The sequence below is a fragment of the Aquabacter sp. L1I39 genome, assembly GCF_017742835.1.
Classification (GTDB): Bacteria; Pseudomonadota; Alphaproteobacteria; order Rhizobiales; family Xanthobacteraceae; genus L1I39.
In genome coordinates this window covers 2,127,560-2,145,438 of record NZ_CP072392.1, presented here as the reverse complement: position 1 = coordinate 2,145,438, position 17,879 = coordinate 2,127,560, and the positions used below count along the sequence as shown (strand labels likewise).

General features: G+C 67.8%; 16 protein-coding genes. 6 read left to right on the top strand and 10 right to left on the bottom strand.

Going from position 1 to position 17,879, the window contains the following annotated elements; all coding sequences use genetic code 11:
• Positions 1 to 10: 10 nt before the first annotated feature.
• Entirely contained in the window at positions 11 to 3,097 is a 3,087-nt protein-coding gene (gene fdnG, locus J5J86_RS09365; RefSeq protein WP_209104608.1) for a formate dehydrogenase-N subunit alpha, read from the bottom strand.
• Positions 3,098 to 3,134: 37 nt separating this feature from the next.
• On the opposite strand from fdnG, the gene J5J86_RS09360 reads away from it, so the two are divergent.
• From J5J86_RS09360 to J5J86_RS09340, 5 genes are all read left to right on the top strand, one after another.
• Positions 3,135 to 3,287: a hypothetical protein gene (locus tag J5J86_RS09360; protein WP_209104607.1), complete on the top strand. Its 153-nt coding sequence runs from the start codon at positions 3,135 to 3,137 to the stop codon at positions 3,285 to 3,287.
• 238 nt (positions 3,288 to 3,525) lie between these two features.
• On the top strand, positions 3,526 to 4,077 hold the full coding sequence (locus tag J5J86_RS09355; protein ID WP_209104606.1) for a TlpA family protein disulfide reductase: 552 nt from the start codon (positions 3,526 to 3,528) through the stop codon (positions 4,075 to 4,077).
• Between the two features lie 72 nt (positions 4,078 to 4,149).
• Entirely contained in the window at positions 4,150 to 5,283 is a 1,134-nt protein-coding gene (locus J5J86_RS09350) for a transglutaminase-like domain-containing protein (RefSeq protein WP_209104605.1), read from the top strand.
• A 70-nt stretch (positions 5,284 to 5,353) separates the two neighbouring features.
• Positions 5,354 to 6,400: a selenide, water dikinase SelD gene (selD, locus tag J5J86_RS09345; RefSeq protein WP_209105334.1), complete on the top strand. Its 1,047-nt coding sequence runs from the start codon at positions 5,354 to 5,356 to the stop codon at positions 6,398 to 6,400.
• Between the two features lie 226 nt (positions 6,401 to 6,626).
• Positions 6,627 to 7,001: a hypothetical protein gene (locus tag J5J86_RS09340; RefSeq protein ID WP_209104604.1), complete on the top strand. Its 375-nt coding sequence runs from the start codon at positions 6,627 to 6,629 to the stop codon at positions 6,999 to 7,001.
• Here the strand turns inward: J5J86_RS09340 and J5J86_RS24600 are convergent.
• The 9 genes from J5J86_RS24600 to J5J86_RS09295 all read right to left on the bottom strand — a co-directional run bounded on the left by J5J86_RS24600 (position 6,986) and on the right by J5J86_RS09295 (position 16,885).
• The gene (locus J5J86_RS24600) at positions 6,986 to 8,542 is read right to left on the bottom strand and encodes a bifunctional aminoglycoside phosphotransferase/ATP-binding protein (protein WP_209104603.1); all 1,557 of its coding nucleotides are present in this window, start codon (positions 8,540 to 8,542) and stop codon (positions 6,986 to 6,988) included. The two genes, J5J86_RS09340 and J5J86_RS24600, sit on opposite strands and share 16 nt — an antisense overlap.
• Positions 8,543 to 8,699: 157 nt before the next feature.
• The gene (locus J5J86_RS09330; RefSeq protein ID WP_209104602.1) at positions 8,700 to 10,829 is read right to left on the bottom strand and encodes an ATP-binding protein; all 2,130 of its coding nucleotides are present in this window, start codon (positions 10,827 to 10,829) and stop codon (positions 8,700 to 8,702) included.
• Positions 10,826 to 11,197 (bottom strand): response regulator, encoded by a 372-nt coding sequence (locus J5J86_RS09325; protein WP_209104601.1) that lies wholly within the window; start codon positions 11,195 to 11,197, stop codon positions 10,826 to 10,828. Before J5J86_RS09325 ends, J5J86_RS09330 begins: the two co-directional genes overlap by 4 nt.
• Positions 11,198 to 11,400: 203 nt before the next feature.
• Complete coding sequence (locus J5J86_RS09320; RefSeq protein ID WP_209104600.1) at positions 11,401 to 12,153, bottom strand: aspartate/glutamate racemase family protein; 753 nt, start codon at positions 12,151 to 12,153, stop codon at positions 11,401 to 11,403.
• A complete protein-coding gene (locus J5J86_RS09315; RefSeq protein ID WP_209104599.1) occupies positions 12,150 to 13,085 on the bottom strand; it encodes a polysaccharide deacetylase family protein in 936 nt (311 codons plus the stop codon). Before J5J86_RS09315 ends, J5J86_RS09320 begins: the two co-directional genes overlap by 4 nt.
• Positions 13,082 to 13,897, bottom strand: coding sequence for an ABC transporter permease (locus J5J86_RS09310; protein WP_209104598.1), 816 nt, complete (start codon positions 13,895 to 13,897; stop codon positions 13,082 to 13,084). The genes J5J86_RS09315 and J5J86_RS09310 overlap by 4 nt, the downstream gene beginning before the upstream one ends.
• Entirely contained in the window at positions 13,894 to 14,772 is an 879-nt protein-coding gene (locus tag J5J86_RS09305) for an ABC transporter permease (RefSeq protein ID WP_209104597.1), read from the bottom strand. Before J5J86_RS09305 ends, J5J86_RS09310 begins: the two co-directional genes overlap by 4 nt.
• A complete protein-coding gene (locus J5J86_RS09300; protein WP_209104596.1) occupies positions 14,769 to 15,842 on the bottom strand; it encodes an ABC transporter ATP-binding protein in 1,074 nt (357 codons plus the stop codon). The genes J5J86_RS09305 and J5J86_RS09300 overlap by 4 nt, the downstream gene beginning before the upstream one ends.
• Entirely contained in the window at positions 15,839 to 16,885 is a 1,047-nt protein-coding gene (locus J5J86_RS09295; protein WP_209104595.1) for an extracellular solute-binding protein, read from the bottom strand. Before J5J86_RS09295 ends, J5J86_RS09300 begins: the two co-directional genes overlap by 4 nt.
• Before the next feature lie 261 nt (positions 16,886 to 17,146).
• On the opposite strand from J5J86_RS09295, the gene J5J86_RS09290 reads away from it, so the two are divergent.
• Positions 17,147 to 17,860, top strand: coding sequence for a GntR family transcriptional regulator (locus J5J86_RS09290; protein WP_209104594.1), 714 nt, complete (start codon positions 17,147 to 17,149; stop codon positions 17,858 to 17,860).
• Positions 17,861 to 17,879: the final 19 nt, after the last annotated feature.

Below are 17,879 nucleotides of genomic sequence, written 5' to 3'. Positions count from 1 at the left end.
CAGTCCTCCCTCATGCCACCGGCCCGGTCGAGGGCTCGATATTGACGCAGAACGCCTTGAACTCCGGCGTCTCGATGTTCGCATCGCCCACGAAGGGCGTGAGCACGTTGGCGGGGAAGCCTTTCTTGGCCGCGCCCACGAACCCCCAATGGATGGGGATGCCCACGATGTGCACCGTCTTGCCGTCCACTGTGAGCGGACGGATGCGCTTGGTCACATAGGCCTTGGCGAAGACCGAGCCCCGCTTCGACCACACGCGCACCCAGCCGGCATTGGCGATGCCCTTCTCCTTCGCCAGTTCTTCCGATATCTCCACGAAGAATTCCGGCTGCAGGACCGAGTTCACATGGTTGTTCTTGGTCCAGTAGTGGAAGTGCTCCGTGAGGCGGTAGGAGGTCGCCGCATAGGGGAACTCCTTGGACGCCACGTCGGCGAACTGGGCGAAGTCGTCCTTGAACACGCGGGCCACCGGATTGCCCCGGACCTTCGGGGCGATGACGTTGGCCACCGGGCTCTCGAACGGCTCGTAATGCACCGGGAAGGGACCGTCCCGCATCATGCCCCGGGTGAACAGGCGGGAGACGCCTTCCGGGTTCATGATGAAGGGGCCCACATCCTGCGGCTTGGCGGTGGGGGCGATGTCCGGCACGTCGTATCCGGTCCATTTCGCCCCGTCCCACCACAGCAGCTTGCGGGTGTCGTCCCACGGCTTGCCGTTGATGTCGGCGGAGGCGCGATTGTAGATGATGCGCCGGTTGGCGGGCCAGGCGAACGACCATTTCAGATAGGCGCCGGTATTGTCGGGATCGGAATTGTCCCGCCGGGCCATCATGTTGCCCGCCTCCGTGAAGCAGCCGGAATAGATCCAGCAGCCGCAGGCGGTGGAGCCGTCGTCGCGCAGCACGCCGAAGCCGGGCAGTTGCTTGCCCTTCTCCAGGATCTTCTTGGTGGGGTCGTTCGGATCCATCACGTCCGCGACCACATAGCCGTTCATTTCCTTGGCGAGCTCCTCGGGAGTGGGCTCGTTCGGGTCCTTATAGGGCCAGTGGAGGTTGACGATGGGATCGGGGAAGGCCCCGCCTTCCTTCTGGTAGAGCGCTTTCACCCGCAGATGGATCTGCGCCATGATCCAGGCGTCGTGCTTGGCCTCGCCCGGAGGCGTGCCGCCCGCCCAGTGCCATTGCAGCCAGCGGCCGGAATTCACCAGCGCGCCCTCATCCTCCGCAAAGCAGGTGGTGGGCAGCTGGATCACTTCGGTCTGGATCTTGGCCGGGTCCGCGGGATTGTAGACGCCATGGTTCTCCCAGAACCGCGCCGTCTCCGTCTCCAGCGGATCCATCACCACCAGCAGCTTCAGCTTGGAGAGCGCCGAGGCCAGCTTCGCCTTGTTGGGGAACGCCTGCAGGGGATTGAAGCCCTGGCAGAAATAGGCGTTCATCTTGCCATGGTCCATCAGCTCGAAGGCGCGCAGGACGTCATAGGCCGGCACGTCGAGCTTCGGCAGGTAGTCATAGGCGAAGTTGTTTTCCGGCGTCGCCGCCGCGCCCCACATGGCCTTCTGGAAACTGACGAAGAACTTCTTGTAGTTCTGCCAGTAGCTCATCTGGTTCGGCTGCAACGGCTTGAAGCCGCGCGTCGACATGTAGGTGGCGAAATCGGCTTCCTTTTCCGTCGGCAAGGTCAGATAGCCGGGGATCAGGTTGGACATGAGCCCGAGGTCGGTCAGCCCCTGGATGTTGGAGTGACCGCGCAACGCATTCATGCCGCCGCCGCGCACGCCGATATTGCCCAGGATGAGCTGGAGCATGGCCATGCAGCGGATGTTCTGCGACCCCTTGGAATGCTGGGTCCAGCCAAGCGCGTACATGGAGGTCATCGTCTTGGTGGGCGATGAGCATTCCGCGATCATCTCGCACACCTTCAGGAACTTGTCCTTGGGCGTGCCGGTGATGCGCGAGACCATGTCCGGCGTGTAGATGGACACATGCTGCTTCAGGAGGTTCCAGACGCAGCGGGGGTCCTGCAAGGTCGGGTCGGTGAGGGCATAGCCGTCTGGTCCCATCTGGTAGTCCCAGGTGGAGCGGTTGTAGTCCCTCTTCTGCTCGTCATAGCCGGTGAACAGGCCGTCCTGATAGGTAAAGCCGTCCTTCACCAGGTAAGACGCGTTCGTGAACGCCTTCACATACTCCCACTGCACCTTGTTGTTCAGGATGCAGTAATTCATCACGCCCAGGAGGAACGCGATGTCGGAGCCTTGACGGATGGGGGCGTAATAGTCCGCCACCGCCGCGGACCGCGTGAAGCGCGGATCGACGACGACGAGCTTGGCGCCACGGGTGGCTTTCGCCTCCGTCACCCATTTAAACCCGCACGGATGCGCCTCGGCGGCATTGCCGCCCATGATGATGACCAGGTCCGTATTCTTGATATCGGTCCACGAATTGGTCATCGCGCCACGGCCAAAAGTTGGGCCCAAACTGGACACCGTGGGGCCGTGTCAAACGCGCGCTTGGTTGTCGAATGCCAGAAGTCCGAGGCTGCGCACCACTTTGTAGGTGGCGAACGCGGTCTCGTTGGTGGTGGCCGAGGCGGCGAGGAAACCGGTGGTCACCCAGCGGTTCACGGTCACGCCGTCATTGTTCTTGGCGATGAAATTCTTGTCGCGATCGTCCTTGAGGACCCGCGCGATCCGGTCCAGCGCCACGTCCCAGCTCACGCGCTCGAACTTGTCCGAGCCCGCCTTGCGGATCATCGGATATTGGAGGCGCGTCTTGGAATGGACGATGTCGAGAAGGGCCGCGCCCTTCGGGCACAGGGTGCCGCGATTGGTCGGGTGGTCGACGTCACCCTCGATATGGGTGATTTCGGCCTTCTCGCCCTTCTTCAGGTCGCCCTTGGAAAAGATGAGGATGCCGCACGCCACCGAGCAATAGGTGCAGGTGTTGCGCACCTCGGTGGTGTTGACGAGCTTGAACGGTCGGATCGCGTCCGCCAGCGCTTGTTCGACGCCGCCGAAGCCGAAGGCTCCAAGCGTCGTCCCCGCGATCCCCGCACCCGCCGTTCGTAAGAACTGGCGCCGCGAGAGCTCCATATTCATCGAAGGTGATCTCCGATAAGCGCCCCCACCGGGGGACATGGCCCAGGGCGACGAGCGCGCCCTGCGTCGGGATTCCGACAGAAAACAACGCTATTTTGGAATTGGTATCATGTCAAACGGAAGCGGGGCCGGAGCCAAGCCGCTTTGCTTTCATTTTGCTTTAAAATTCATGGCGGTGAAGAAATCGTGATCAATTCCCCTGCGGAAGACGGCGACGCAGAAAGGTGGATGTTGCGGATGCGAATGTTTTCGCCCCCGTTTTCTCCTTCGTTTTATTGCAGTGCGGCATGATTTTCGCCACTGTTGACTGGCCTGGGGTTGCGGTTCAAAGTTGAGGCGTGGACTTTCCAGTCGCTCCCGCGGGTCGGGGCACAGACATGTCAGCGAGCAGTGCAGCGCGGCGTCCGCCTCCCCTTGGGAGGCGGCAATTGGTCTTGCGCGCCTTGGCTTTCCCGCTTGCCCTCGGTCTCGCGCCGCTGCTTTCGGCCGCGCCCGCTTGTGCCGCGCCGGTGGAGCTTCAGCCCTATGAAGGGCCGGCGCTCCCCACCCTTTCCCTGCCGCTGCTCACCTTGTCCGGACCTGCGGGTGCCCACATGCGGCCCGTTCCGGATCCGGCGGCGCAGGTGCTCATCGTTCACTTCTTCGGCACCTGGTGCGAGCCGTGCCGGGCCGAGTTGCCCGCCCTCGCGCGCCTTGCATCCCGGCGCCCGGATGTGCGGGTGGTGCTGATCGATGTGGCCGAGCCGGAAGCCCGGGTCCGCCGCTTCTTCGCGGAGCTCGCCCCGCCGGGGCCAATTCTCATGGACCAGGACCGGGCCGCTTCCCGCGCCTTCGGCGTGGAGGTGTTGCCGTCCACGCTGGTTTTCGCCGCCGGTGCGCCGCGCCTTGCCGCGCGGGGCGAGGTGGCCTGGGACGATCCGAAGGTGGAGGCGCAGCTCTCCGCCCTCGTGCCCGGCGATGCGGGCAAGAAGGCATCCTGAATGCGGCGCCCGCGCCCGGCCGGTCCGGGCAGGGGGCCTTTCCACCATGTTCCGATCCAGGAGGGTTAGGCGATGACCAACAGACGCGACATTCTGAAAGCCGGCCTCGCTTTGGGCGCCGCTGCCGCCTTGCCCGGCGCGGCCTTCGCCCAGGCCGCGGCCCAGTCGGCGGCCGGCGCGGCGCCGACGCTGTTCGCTCCCAAGGTGGGGCGCTGGCGCAGCTACCAGATCGTCACCACGGTGGAGATCCTCAAGCCCGAGGGGCAGGTGCAGGCTTGGCTGCCGGTGGCCTCTTTCTCCAATCCCGACTGGTTCAAGCCGGGTGAGAATACGTGGCAGACCAATGCCGCCTCCGCCAAGCTGGTGCGCGACGCGTCTTCCGGGGCCGACATGCTGCACCTGGTGTGGGCCGAAGGCGAGAAGGCACCCAAGGTGGAGCTGACCTCCAAGGCCACCAGCCGCGACTGGGCGGTGGACCTCACCAAGCCCCGCACACCCTCGCCGCTCTCCGCCGACGAGCGCCAGCGCAACACCGCCGCCACCGACCTCATTCCCACCGGCGGCATCGTCAAGGAGACCTCCGACAAGATCGTCGGCACCACGAGCGGCGATGTGGAGAAGGTGCGCGCCATCTTTGAATGGATCGTCGAGAACACCTATCGCAACGCCGCCACCCGCGGCTGCGGCATCGGCGACATCGCGGCCATGCTGAAGAGCGGGGATCTGGGCGGCAAGTGCGCCGATCTCAACGCCTTGTTTGTCGGCCTCGTGCGCGCCCAGGGCATTCCGGCCCGCGACGTCTATGGCCTGCGCGTGGTGCCCTCGCAGTTCGGCTATAAGAGCCTCGGCGCCAATTCCGACGTGGTCACCAAGGCCCAGCATTGCCGTGCCGAGGTGCATCTGTCGCAATTCGGCTGGGTGCCCATGGACCCGGCGGATGTGCGCAAGGTGGTGCTGGAGGAGCCCCCGGGCAAGCTGGCGCTGGATGATCCCAAGGTGGTCGCCGCCCGCAAGGGGCTGTTTGGTGGCTGGGAAGGCAATTGGTTCGCCTACAACACCGCCCACGACGTGGTGCTGCCCGGCCATAAGGGGCCACATCTGCCCTTCCTCATGTATCCGCAGGCGGTGACCGCCATGGGCATGCTGGACTGCCTCGATCCGGACAGCTTCCGCTATTCCATCCGCGCGGCCGAGATCACGGCCTGAGGCTGACCGTGCGGGCCGCCCGCCGGCCCGCACGCCTTTTTTCGCGAACCGAGACCCTTTGCCCATGACCCTGTCCGACACCGCCGTTCGCCTCACGGCCCTCGCCCATGGCGGGGGCTGCGGCTGCAAGCTTGCCCCCAACGTGCTCCAGGAGCTTTTGGCGGGGGCGCCGATGGCCGGGCCGTTCGAGCGCCTGCTGGTGGGCACCGAGACGGGGGACGATGCCGCCGTCTGGCAGTTGGAGGGGGAGACCTGCGTGGTCGCCACCACCGACTTCTTCATGCCCATGGTGGATGACCCCGATCATTTCGGCCGCATCGCCGCCACCAATGCCATTTCCGACATCTATGCCATGGGCGGAACGCCCCTGATGGCGCTGGCCATTCTCGGCATGCCGCTGGGCAAGATCGACACGGCCACCGTGCGCGCCATCCTCCAGGGCGGGGCGGCCAAGTGCGCGGAAGCCGGCATTCCGGTGGCGGGCGGCCATTCCATCGACAGCCCGGAACCCATTTATGGCCTCGCCGTCATCGGCACGGTGAAGACCGCCGACATCCGCCGCAATGCGGACGCCAAGGCAGGGGATGCGCTCATCCTCACCAAGGGCATCGGCGTGGGCGTCTATTCCGCCGCCTTCAAGAAGGATGCGCTCTCCGCCGACGCCTATGACGAGTTCATCACCTCCACCACCTTGCTCAACAAGGTCGGGGCGCATTTGGCCAAGGACCCGGCCGTCCATGCCGTCACCGACGTGACCGGCTTCGGCATTGCCGGCCATGCGCTGGAAGTGGCGCGGGGCTCCAAGCTCGCCATCCGGCTGGACTGGGCGTCCGTGCCGCTGCTCTCCCATGCGGAGGCGCTGGTGCGCCAAGGCTTCGTCACCGGCGCCTCGGGGCGCAACTGGGCGAGCTATGGGCATGAGGTGCATCTGCCGGCCGGCTTCGACGACTGGCAGCGCAACCTTCTCACCGATCCGCAGACCTCCGGCGGCCTGCTCGTCTCCTGCGCGCCGGAAGAGGCGGACCGCCTGGTGGCGCAGATCACCGCCGCCGGCTATCCGCTGGCCCGGCGCATCGGTACGGTGGAGGCGGGGACGCCGGGGCTGACGGTGGCCTGACGGCGCTGGGGAAACGCCGCGGGCCTCGCAGCCGGGCATGGCGGGCGCATGGAGACACGCCTGCGTGCGGGCGGCCGTGCCTCATGCCTCCGCACCCAAGCGGGCGATTTTGCAGCGGAGCGTGCTCACCGCGAACTTGGCACCCAGGATTTGCCGCTCCGGACTTGCCGCTCCGGACCTGGCACACCGGAACTTGGCGGTTCGCGCCAGCGTTGGGGGCGAAACCATGAGGGAGACCACCATGCTGCCCCCGCGCCCGCTTTTCACCTGTTCCCTGCACCGCCTATCCCTGAGCGCCGGCCTGTTCCTGGTCTTCTCCGGCGCAGCCTTCGCTCAGGCCGGCGGTCCGGCGCCCGGCCCCGCCTCCGGCCGCTCCGATTGCAGCATGCCGCCCCATTCCTCCGCCACCGCGCCAGACCAGGGGCCGGGGTCCGGCACCGCGCCGGGCAGCGCGGGCTCCACCGCCTGGACCGGCGGAACGGGCGGTTCCCATATCGGCACCACGCCGCATGCCCCCACCCCCGCCTCACCGAACAGCCAGCCGGAAGTGGTGCAGGGGGTCGACCCCAAGGCCGCGCCGCCCGCTCAAAGCAATTGCTGATCGCCTGATGCCAGATCCAGGGCGCGTGCGGTGAGCGCGGCCCGATCGCCGCTGCTGTCGAGCCGGTGCCAGTCCATCGGGCCGGTCTCGTACCCCGATTGGGTGCGCACCACATCGGCGGTGGCGTCGCTGGCGTCGCCCCGGCGGGCCTCTACCCGCTTCTCCAGCTCCGCCACCGGCGCCTCCAGCCAAAGGCCAGTAAAGCCGGCGCAGTGCTGCTGCGCCAGCGCCGCCGCCGCGGCCCGCTCATGCGGACGGGCATGCACCGCATCAAGAAGGGCGCACTGCCCGGCCGCAAGGGCGAGTCCGGCGCGCCGCCGGATCACCTCATAGACCGCCTCCGACGTGCCCGGCTTATAGGCATCCGCCGGCAGACGGTCGGTCTCGCCCACCCCCGCCAGCGCCTTGCGGGTGATGTCGGAGCGCAGGACCACCGCCCCCGGTGCCCGCCCCAGTTGGGGCGCGAGGGCGGCGGCGAGGGTGCTCTTGCCGGTGCCGGAAAGGCCCCCCACGGCCACCAGGCGCAGGGGCGAAGGCGCCAGGAAGGCCTGCGCCGCCCGGAATTGCCGCAGGCTGCGCGCGCGGGCCGCGTCCCGCTCGTCCGGTGGCAGATGGCCGAGCCCGGCCGCCTCCACCTTGGCGCGGATGCCGGCGCGCAGGCTCAGGAACAGCGGCAGAAGGGCGAGGCCTTCATAATGGGCATCGGCATCCTGCGCCCATAGATAGCGGTTCAGCACCAGATTGGCCGGCCCGTGCAGCCCGCGCTCCCACAGGTCCATCAGCAGGAAGGCGAAGTCATAGAGCAGGTCGCAGGTGGCGAGGTCGTCATTGAATTCGATGGCGTCGAACAGGGTGGGCACCCCATCGAGCAGCACGATGTTGCGCAGATGGAGGTCACCATGGCACCGCCGCACGAAGCCGGCGCCGGCGCGCGCTGCCAGCAGGTCCGCGCCCCGCTTGAGCGCGTCCTGCGTGGCCGCGTCCAGGGCTGCGGCCTCAGCCGGCGGGAAGAGGGCCGGGTCAGCGCGGAAATCGTCGGCATTCTGCTGGGCGATGCGGGCAAGGTGCGCGGCGGAGGGGAAGTCCGGCCGCACCTGCGCCCGCTGGTGCGCCGCCGCCACCCTTGATGCGAGGCGAGCACACAGGTCGGGCGAGAGGCCCGCCTGCGCCACCTTGTCGAGGGTCAGCCCCTCGTCGAAGCGGCGCATGCGCACCGCATAGTCCACCGGCGCGCCCGTGCCACCCAGCGCCAGACCCGCCGGGCCGCGCGTGATGGGCACCACGTCGAGATAAAGACCCGGCGCATTGGCTCCGTTGATCGCCACCTCCCGACCGCAAGCGGCCTTGCGGCGCGCCAGAGTGGAGAAGTCCATGAAGGGAAAGGCCACCGCCCGCTTCACCTTATAGGCATAGGGTCCGGCCAGGAACACGGCCGCCCCGTGGGTATCGATGCGGCGCACGGGCTCAGCGAGGCCATGGCTTGCCGGGTCCGCCAGGAAGTGGAAGACGGCGCTCTGGTCTTCCACCACGTGATCGTCCATGGGGCTCCTCCGGTGAATCCCGCGGTCCGCGCTGTCGCACGCCGCGCTGCACCATGCCCGAGCGGATGGGGGCCCGCCGTTGACGCGGGTCAAGCCCGCCTTCGGCCACCATGCCATGCAGGACAGGATACGAGGAGCGGCATGCGCCGCACCCGGGTCAGGAGGCTGATCCGGCCGGCTCCGAATGGCCGGGCCCATCCGCCGGCACCCGCTCATCCGACCGCTGGAGGCGCAGGCCTGGCAGCCGCAGGGTGAAGATGGCGCCTTCCTTGCCGTTGGCCACCGAGAGGGTGCCGCCATGGTCGCGGGCGATGCCGAAGCTCACCGACAGGCCGAGGCCCGTGCCCTTGCCGGGGGGCTTGGTGGTGAAGAAGGGCTGGAACACCTTGTCCAGGATGTCCTCCGGCACGCCGCCGGCATTGTCGGACACGTCGATGCGGACGGTGGGGGGCAGCAGGGTGGCGATGTCCTCCAGCTGCAGGTTGACCTCTATGCAGCCGTGGAAGCCTGCCCCCGTGCGCTTGCGGCGCTCATGGATGGCATCGCGCGCGTTCTGGAGCAGGTTGATGAGCACCTGCTCCAACTGGTCCTGGCGGCAGAGCACCTGCGTCTGGCCAGGGGCTGCGGCGACGGTGACGGCGATATTGTCGAGCCGCAATTGTGCGCCCACCACCTGGAGGGCGCCGTCGATGGCGTCCACGGGGTCGGACGGCTCGAAGCTCTCCGAGCTCTTGCGGCCGAAAATGCGCATATGGTCGATGATCCGGCTCATGCGCACGGTCTGCTGGATGATGCGGTTGAGCTTGGATTCCATGTGATCGGGCGGCATGCCGCGCTTGAGCCCGTTGAGCGCATTGGTGGCGGCAAGACGGATGACGCCGAGCGGCTGGTTGATCTCGTGGGCGAGCCCGGTGGCCACCTCGCCCAGCGAGGCGAGCTTCGACATCTGGTAGAGCTTGTTCTCCTCCATGCGCTTGGAGGTCTGGTCCACGGCGAACACCACGAGGTCCTTGCCGTTGCCCGCCGTTCCCTGCTCCAGCGCGGCGAGGGGCGCGGTCACCAATTGCACCTCCCGCTTCATCTCGCCGTCCGAGAGGTGGACGGTGCGCACGCGCGGGGTCTTCAGGCCCCTGGCCCCCGATTGGAAGGTCTCGCCCTGCACATAGTGGCCCACCAGGTCCGCAAGCCCGTCGGAGCTTTCGCCCCCGATCCGGGCGGCGCGGGTGCCGGAGACGTGGAGCACGCTGATGCCCGGCACCCGGCTGATGGCCTCCAGCATGTGGGCTTCCCACTCGCGGGCGAGGGTCTGCACTTCCTGGGTGCGCAGGCGCTGGGAGAGGGTGAGGTAGCGGCCCGCCAGCAGGCCGAGCAGCAGCAGCGTCACGCTGAGGCCGCCCGCCGTGCCCCAGACGGCATTGCGGAAGTCCCGAGTCTGGGCGTCCACATAGCCCTCGTCGAACGCCACCTCCACCATCACCGGATACCGGTCGGAGCGCACCACATAGCCGATGCGCCGGATGCCGTCGACGAGGCTGAATTCGTCATAGCGTGCCCCGCGCGCGTGCAGCGCGGCCTTGAAGGCAGGGCTCGACGAGATGTCGTCGCCGAAGCTGGTGAGGGCGGCGGTGCGCGCGCGCACGACGCCATCCAGGCCCACCAGGGCGATGAGCATATTGTCCTCAAGCCGAAGCCGCTTATAGAAGTCGATGAAGTCGCCGATATTGTAGGAAGCGACGATCACCCCCGCGAAGGCCCCCTTGTCATCGGTGAGCGGCCGGGTGAGCTGGATGGTCCATTGCTTGGATACGCGCCCCAGCACCGGCTTCGAGATGAAGAGCTGCCCGCCGGCCGAGCCGTTCATATGCACCTTGATGTGCTCGCGGTCGGAGAGGTCGATGCGCTCGGGCGAGGGGGCGGCGAGGTTGCTGGCGATGAACAGGCCGTTCTTGTCCACCACGCTCACCTGCACGATGGACTTGGGCACGTTGAAGGAGCGGATGGCGTCGTAGATCTGGGTGGGGGTCCATTGGGGGTCGAAATTGATGGCGAAGTTGCGCAGCAGCGCGTCCACCGGCTCCACCGCCTGCTCAAAGCTGCGCACCAGCAAAATGGCGGTCTTGCGGGCGATCTCCTCGGTGTCCCGGACCTGGGATTCCTTGTCGAGACCATACAGGATGGCTGCCGCCGTGAAGGGCAGGCAGATGGCCAGCACCAGCAGGACGGCTGACAGGACGCCATTCTTGGTGACGAAGGCGCGCAGGCGGCTGCAAGGACGGTCAGCGGTCATTTCTCCGCCAGCGCCTCCTCTATGGCGCCCTGCAGGTCCTCGAAGCTCAGGGGCTTGGGGAAGCAATGGCGGACGCCGGCTGCGCGGGCACGGTCCAGATCGGCGGTTGCCGCATGGCCCGTCATCACCACGAAGGTCAGGTCGCGCGCGGGATAGCGCTGCTTGGCGGTGTCGATCATCACCAGCCCGTCCATGTCGGGCATACGGATGTCGCTGACCACCACACGGATGTCCGGATTGGCCTCCAGCAGCGCCAGCGCTGCCCCGGCGCTGTCGGCGGAGCGTGCGACGACGCCGTTGAAGGCGAACGCCTCCAGCAACTCGTCGAGAAATTCCGGCTCGTCGTCGACGATCAGAAGTTCACTCATATCCCACCACGCGGGCATTAGGCTGCCAGCCCCCTCATTTGTTAGGGACGATCCGGCGCGCTTTCCGTCAAGGTCAATTGTCTCCAATTTGGAGCAAAGCGCGGGCCTCGTGCCGCGCCAATTGGCCCCTCCGACGTGCGGTGCGGCGCCATGTCTCGGTTGGCGCGGGGCCGCGGCTGGCGCGAGGCCTCGGCCGGGGCGGGTCAGGCGGGGCGGGCGAGGCGGCGGCGGATCCGCTCGGCGAGCCGCGGGGAAAGGCCGGGCATGGCCTTGCGCAGGGGGGCGACGGGCGCCTCCGGGCGGGCCGGCGCGGCGGCGAGGGCGGCACGCAGGGCGCAGGTCAGCCCGTCCAGCACGGGCATCCGCACCGATGGCGCCAGGGCATCGGCAAGCCCCGAAAAGGGCGCGCCCGCCAGCAGCACCGCCTGCGTGCCCTGGGAGGCAAAATCGGCGGCCGCCGCGACGATGGCAGGCAGGGCCGCCAGGGGATCGGTGGCCAACTCAAGCACCGAGACGGGCAGAAAGACCATGCCGGCGCAGGCGTCGCCGACGCCGGCCTCGTGGGCCGCCCGTTCCAGGCTCGGGCGCAGATGGGGGCCGACCGTGACGAGGACGAAGCGCCCGTAGGAAGCCGCCGCCTGAAGGCTGGCGCGGCCGAGGCCGAAGATGGGCGCCTCGAACAGATCCTGCGCCGCTTCCAGCCCGGGATCGCCGAAGGCGCCGATGATGGCGGCATCGAACGGCTCCGCCTCCGCCAAGGCGGTGAGCACCGCATGGGCGGCGATGGCGGTCTCCGCCGGGCTTTCCAGCGAGGCCGCGCCGAAGGGGGCCGTGATGGCCTGCAGCTTCACGCCCGAAGGCAGCAGAGGGCGGGCAGCCGCCTCCAGGAGGTCCGTGACCGCCTGCGAGGTGTTGGGATTGACGATGAGTAGTCTTTGGAGTGCCGTGCCTGTCACGGCGCCGTCTCGGGGAAGGTGGCGATGAAGTGCCGGGCGATGGCCGCGCGCGGGGCCACATAGGCCACCCCAGAGCCCGTCACATGGCCCAGGATCTTCTCCAGCGCGCCCATGCGGCCGGGCCGGCCGATCATGCGCAGATGCAGGCCCACCGACATCATCTTGGGCGCCTGTTCGCCCTCCTTCGCCAACCAGTCGAAGGCGTCGATGACATAGTCGGCAAAGTCCGCGCCCCGGAAGCGCTGGGTGTGCTGGAAATGCATGTCGTTGGTGTCGAAGGCATAGGGCATCACCAGATGCCGCCGCCCCGCCACCGGCACGAAATAGGGCAGGTCGTCATTATAGGCGTCGCTGTCATAGAGAAAGCCGCCATCCTCCACCAAGAGGCGCCGCGTGTTGGGGGAGGTGGCCGAGCGGGTGTGCCAGCCCACCGGGCGAATGCCGGTGGCGCGGGCGATGGCCTCCACCGTGCGGGCGATGCGGGCGCGCTCGGTGGCCTCGTCCATGCCCGCATGGCTTTCCCACCGCCAGCCATGGGCGGAGACCTCATGGCCTCGGCGGACCGCGTCCCGCGCCAGCTCCGGCGTGCGCTCCACTGCCCGGCCGCAGGCGCTGACCGTCGCCTTCACGGCATAGCGATCGAACAGGTCCATGATGCGCCACCAGCCGGCGCGGGTGCCATATTCGAAATGGCTCTCGATGCAGGGATCGGGAGTATCGATGGGGTGGTCCACCTCATAGATGCCCTCATTGCGCGGGTCGCCCTCGGACAGGGTGAATTCGGCGCCTTCCTCGAAATTCAGCACGAACGACACCGCCACCTTGGCCCCATCGGGCCATCTGGGGTTCGGCGGGGAGCCGGCATAGCCGAGAAGGTCACGGGCGGGGGCGGGCTGAAGGGCCGGCGTCGGGGGCACGATGGCGGGCTTCATTGGCCGGTCCCCGCCATGCGGTGCAGCCCGACCAGGCGGTCGGAGGCAATCAGCAGGATCACGGTGGCGATGAGGATCAGGGTGGACAGCGCCGCCAGCGTCGGGTCGGGCGCTTCCTCGATATATTGCAGCATCTTGATGGGCAGGGTCTTGGTCCGCACGTCGGTGAGGAAGATGGAGACGGGGTAGTTGTCGAAGGAGGCGAGGAAGGAGAACAGGCCGGCGGTGAGGAAGGCGGGGGCGAGCGCCGGCACCATCACCTTCACAACCGCGCCGGGAAAGGTGCAGCCCAGCGTGCGGGCGGCCTCGATGAGGGTGAAGTCGAAGCGCGAGAGGCCCGCAATCATGGTCCGCGCCACATAGGGCAAGGTGATGATGAGGTGGGCCAGCAGCAGCGCCGCCAGCGGCAGATCGAGGCCGATGGCGCGGAAATATTGCAGCAGCGCGATGCCCAGCACGAGGCCGGGCATCATCAGCGGCGAGACCAGCACCGTCCCCAACGTGCCCGAGAAGGGCAGCCGACCCCGCGCGATGGCGATGGCCGCGAGCGTGCCCAGCACCAAGGCGATGCCGGTGGACACCGCCGCCACCTGGAGCGACAGGGAGAGTGCCGGCCAGAAGCCGTCCAGGCGTCCGATGCGGGCATACCAGCGCAGCGAGGCGCCATCGAAGGGCAGGTCGAAGACCGGTGTCGGGGAGAAGGAGGCGGCGGCGATCACCACCAGGGGGGCAAGGAGGAAGGCGGCGGCACCGAGCGCCGCACTCCAGGCGAGGAGGATGCCGAGGCGGGCCGTGAGGGCGGGTCCGGTCATGCCTTGCCTCCCGTGCGGCCGAGCCGGGTGCTGAGCGCCACCACCGCAATGGCGATGGCGAGCAGCACCACGCCGGCAGCCGCGCCAAATTCCGGTTGCCTGGCCAAGAGATAGGCCTTGGCGATGGTGGTGGACAACGTGGGGTAGCGCTCGCCGATCAGCAGGGTCGGCACCACATAAGCCGAGACCGAGAGCGAGAAGACCAGGGCAACCCCCGCGATCACGCCCGGCAAGGTGAGGGGCACCACCACCTTCACGAAGGCTTCCAGCGGCCCGGCGCCAAGGGTGGCTGCGGCCTCCGTGAGGCGGCCGTCGAATTGCGCCACCACCGTATAGATGGGCAGGATCATGAAGGGCAGGAAGATGTTCACCGAGCCCACGAACAGCGCGGTCTCGGTGAAGATCATGCGGATCGGCTCGTCGATGATGCCGATCCCCACCAGCACCGTGTTCACCAGCCCGTCGCTGCGCAACAGGATGGTCCAGGCGAAGGCCTTCACGATGACGGAGGCGGCGAGCGGCAGGAACAGGCTGGCCAGCAGCGCGGAGCGCACCCAGCCCCGCGCGCGGGCGATGGCGAAGGCGGCGGGATAGCCGATGGCCAGAGCGATGAGGGTCGTCACCAGTGCGAGGCGCAGGGAATTCCAGATGACGCCGAGATAATAAGAGGTGCCCAGCAGCTTGGCATAATGGGTGAGCGTCAGCCCGGTCGCGTCGGTGAGGCTGGCGGCCAGCAGCTTCACCAGCGGCAAGGCAAACAGGCCGACGAGCACCAGCACTGCCGGGGCGGCGATGAGCAGAGCAAGGCGCCGTTCCCGGTCGGGCGCGGGCTTCATCGCCGGGGTGGCGGGGGCGGGGAGGGCGCGGTCGCTCATGCGGCCTCCGCAGGAAAGGCGAGCGTTTCGCTCGCGGGCCAGCCCAACTGGATGAGGGCGCCGGGGACAAGGCCCGCCGCGTCCTGGCCGGAAAATTCGGCAAAGAGGGGGCCGGCCGGCGTCTCCACTTCTACGAGGCTGCGCGAGCCCTGGAACACCACCGAGTGCACGCGGCCGGCGGCAATGTTGTCGTCGCTCCCGGTGGCGGGGCGCATATGTTCGGGGCGGGTGGCCACCACCACCGGCGAACCGGGCAGGAAGCGGCCGGTGGCCTTCATGCGGCCGAGCGGGGTGTCCACCTCCATCCGCCCGTCCGCCGCCTGGGCGACCGTGCCGATGATGCGCGAGGACAGGCCGACGAAGTTCAGCGTGAACAAGGTAGCCGGGCGGGCATAGATGGTGCGCGGCTCGGCCAATTGATCGATGCGGCCGGCATGCATGACCGCGATGCGGTCGGACATGGTGAGCGCCTCGTCCTGGTCATGGGTGACGAAGATGGCGGTGGCGCCGATGTCGCGCAGGATGCGCCGCATCTCGCCTTGCATTTCCTCGCGCAGCTTGCGGTCGAGGGCCGAGAGCGCCTCGTCGAACAGGAGCACGTCCGGCTCCACCGCGATGGCGCGGGCGAGCGCCACGCGCTGTTGCTGGCCCCCCGAGAGGGCCGAGATGGGCCGGGCGGCCAGATGGTCCAGATGGACCATGGCGAGCGCCCGCATCACCTTGGCCTCCACCTCAGCGCGGGGCTGGCGGCGCACCTTCAGGCCGAAGGCCACGTTGCCGGCCACCGAGAGGTGGGGGAACAGGGCATAGGACTGGAACACCACGCCCACATTGCGCTTGTGCGGCGGGACGTTGGTCACGTCCCGGCCGGCAATCTCGATGCTGCCCTCGTCGGGGGTGGCCAGGCCCGCCACCAGCCGCAGCAAGGTGGTCTTGCCGCAGCCGGAGGGACCGAGCAGCGTCACAAGCTCGCCCCGCGCGATGGACAGGTCCACGCGGTCGAGCACCGTGGTCGAGCCGTAGCGCTTCGAGGCGTGGCGGACCACCAGATGAGGGGCGCTCTCGCTCATGACATCTCCTTGATCCAGCGCTCCACCCAGCCGGCGCGCTCCTTGGCGATGAAGGCCCAGTCGGGGGCGAACAGGGAATTGGCGTCGGGATAGCCGGCCGGGGTGGGCACCGTGGAATTGGTGGGCGCGACGAACGCCTTGGTGGCCAGCACCGTCTGCACTTCGGGGGAGAGGAAGGCATTGATGACCGCGTCGGAGGTGGTACCCGCCGGGGCACCCGCCACCTTGGCGATGCCGGACGGCATGGAGAAGCCGCCGCCCTCGGGAATGGCCAGATCAATGGGCGAGCCGTCGGCCTTGCGGATGAGGGTGTAAGCGGAGAACTGCCCGCCAATCATCCAGGCCTCGCCCTGCTCCAAGAGGTTAATGGCCTGGGGGGCGTTGGTGTAGACGTTGAGCAGATTGGGCTTCAGGCTCTTCAATTTGCGGAAGGCGGCGTCGATGTCGTATTGCGCTTCCTTATAGGGCTTGCCGGTCTCCAGGTGCGCGGCGGCCAGCAGCACCCAGAAGCCTTCGGTGTTCTGGAGCGAGGGGACGATGATCTTCTGCCCGTATTTGGGCTCCCAAAGCGTCGCCCAGCTCTTGGGGGCGGCGGGCATGCGCTTGGTGGAATAGGCGATGCCGGCCCAGGGGCGCTGGTAATTGGCCCACATGCCGTCCTGGTGGATGGTGCCGGGCACCAGCTTGGCCAGGTTCGGCACGGTGGAGGCGGCAATGGGGGTGATGAGGCCGGAGGCGGCCGCCGGCAGCATGACCGGGTCGTCCATGATCACCACGGACATTTTCGGGCTCGCCTTGTCGGCCTGCATCTTCTGCAAATTGGTGAGGGAGTTGGTGCCCTCATAGAGGATCTTGACGTCGAGAGCCTTCTCGATGATGGGGAAGACGTCGGCGTTGAAATATTTGGCGGCGCCCGCCGGGCCACCCACCACGATTTCCTTGGGGGCCGCGCGCAGGATGGCCGGCATGGCGAGGCTGCCGGCAAAGGCGCCCGCGCCGAGCCGCAAGGCGCTCCGTCGGGAGATGCGCAAATCGAAGACCATCTTTCCCACTCCTTGTCCGGGGAGACGACGGGAACCACTTCGCAAGACTTGGGCCAAGCCGGACCAAGTGTGCACATTTTTGAAAAAACACGCGAGTTGAATATGTTGGGAACGACGGACCAGAGGGGGGCCAGCGGCGGAAGAGGGCGGGGGAGCCGTGCGAGCATCAATGTGCACATTTTCAAATCTATTTGTGCACATTTTTCGGGCGCGCCGGACCGCGCCTCTGCCCCTTATCTTCGTCGGCATCAGTGAGGCGGAATGAACGCGACGCGCAAAAGAGGCCCGAAGGCGGACCCGGAGGCCGACGAGGCCATCCATGGGGCCATTCTCACGGCCATCGTGGAGGGCCGGCTGAAGGCGGGCACCAAGCTTGCCGAGCATCGGCTGGCCGAATGCTTCGGCGTCTCCCGCGAGCGGGTGCGCAAGGTGCTCCAGCGGCTGGGGGCCGAGCGACGGATCGAGATCATCCCCAACCGGGGCGCCCGCGTCGCCCGGCCCTCCCTGGAGGAGATCCGCGCCGTCTATGAGGCCCACCGGGTGCTGGAAGCGGGTGTGCTGGTGCAGCTCGGCCAGATCCTCGACGACGCCATTCTCGCGGCTCTCGATGCCCATCTGAAAGAAGAGCGCGCCGCCGCCGAGCGGGGCGACCGGGCGGCCTCCGTGCGCCTGTCCGGCGCCTTCCATCTCCTTCTGGTGGATGCCCTGCACAATGCGGAGCTGTCCCGCTTCCTGCGCGAGCTTCTGTCCCGCTCCTCGGTGATGGTGTCGGTCTATGAGCCGGCCAACCAGTCGCTGTGCGCAGTGGACGAGCATGGCGCCATCGTGGAGGCGCTGCGCGCGCGGGACATTCCCCGCGCCATCAACCTCTCCCGACATCACTTCCTGCACGTGGAGCAGCGCCTCAAGCTGGACACCGATCCCGGCGAGGCGCCGGATTTGATGGAGATTTTCGCCGGCGCCGCGCTGGGCTGAGGCGAGCGCGGCAGCGCCC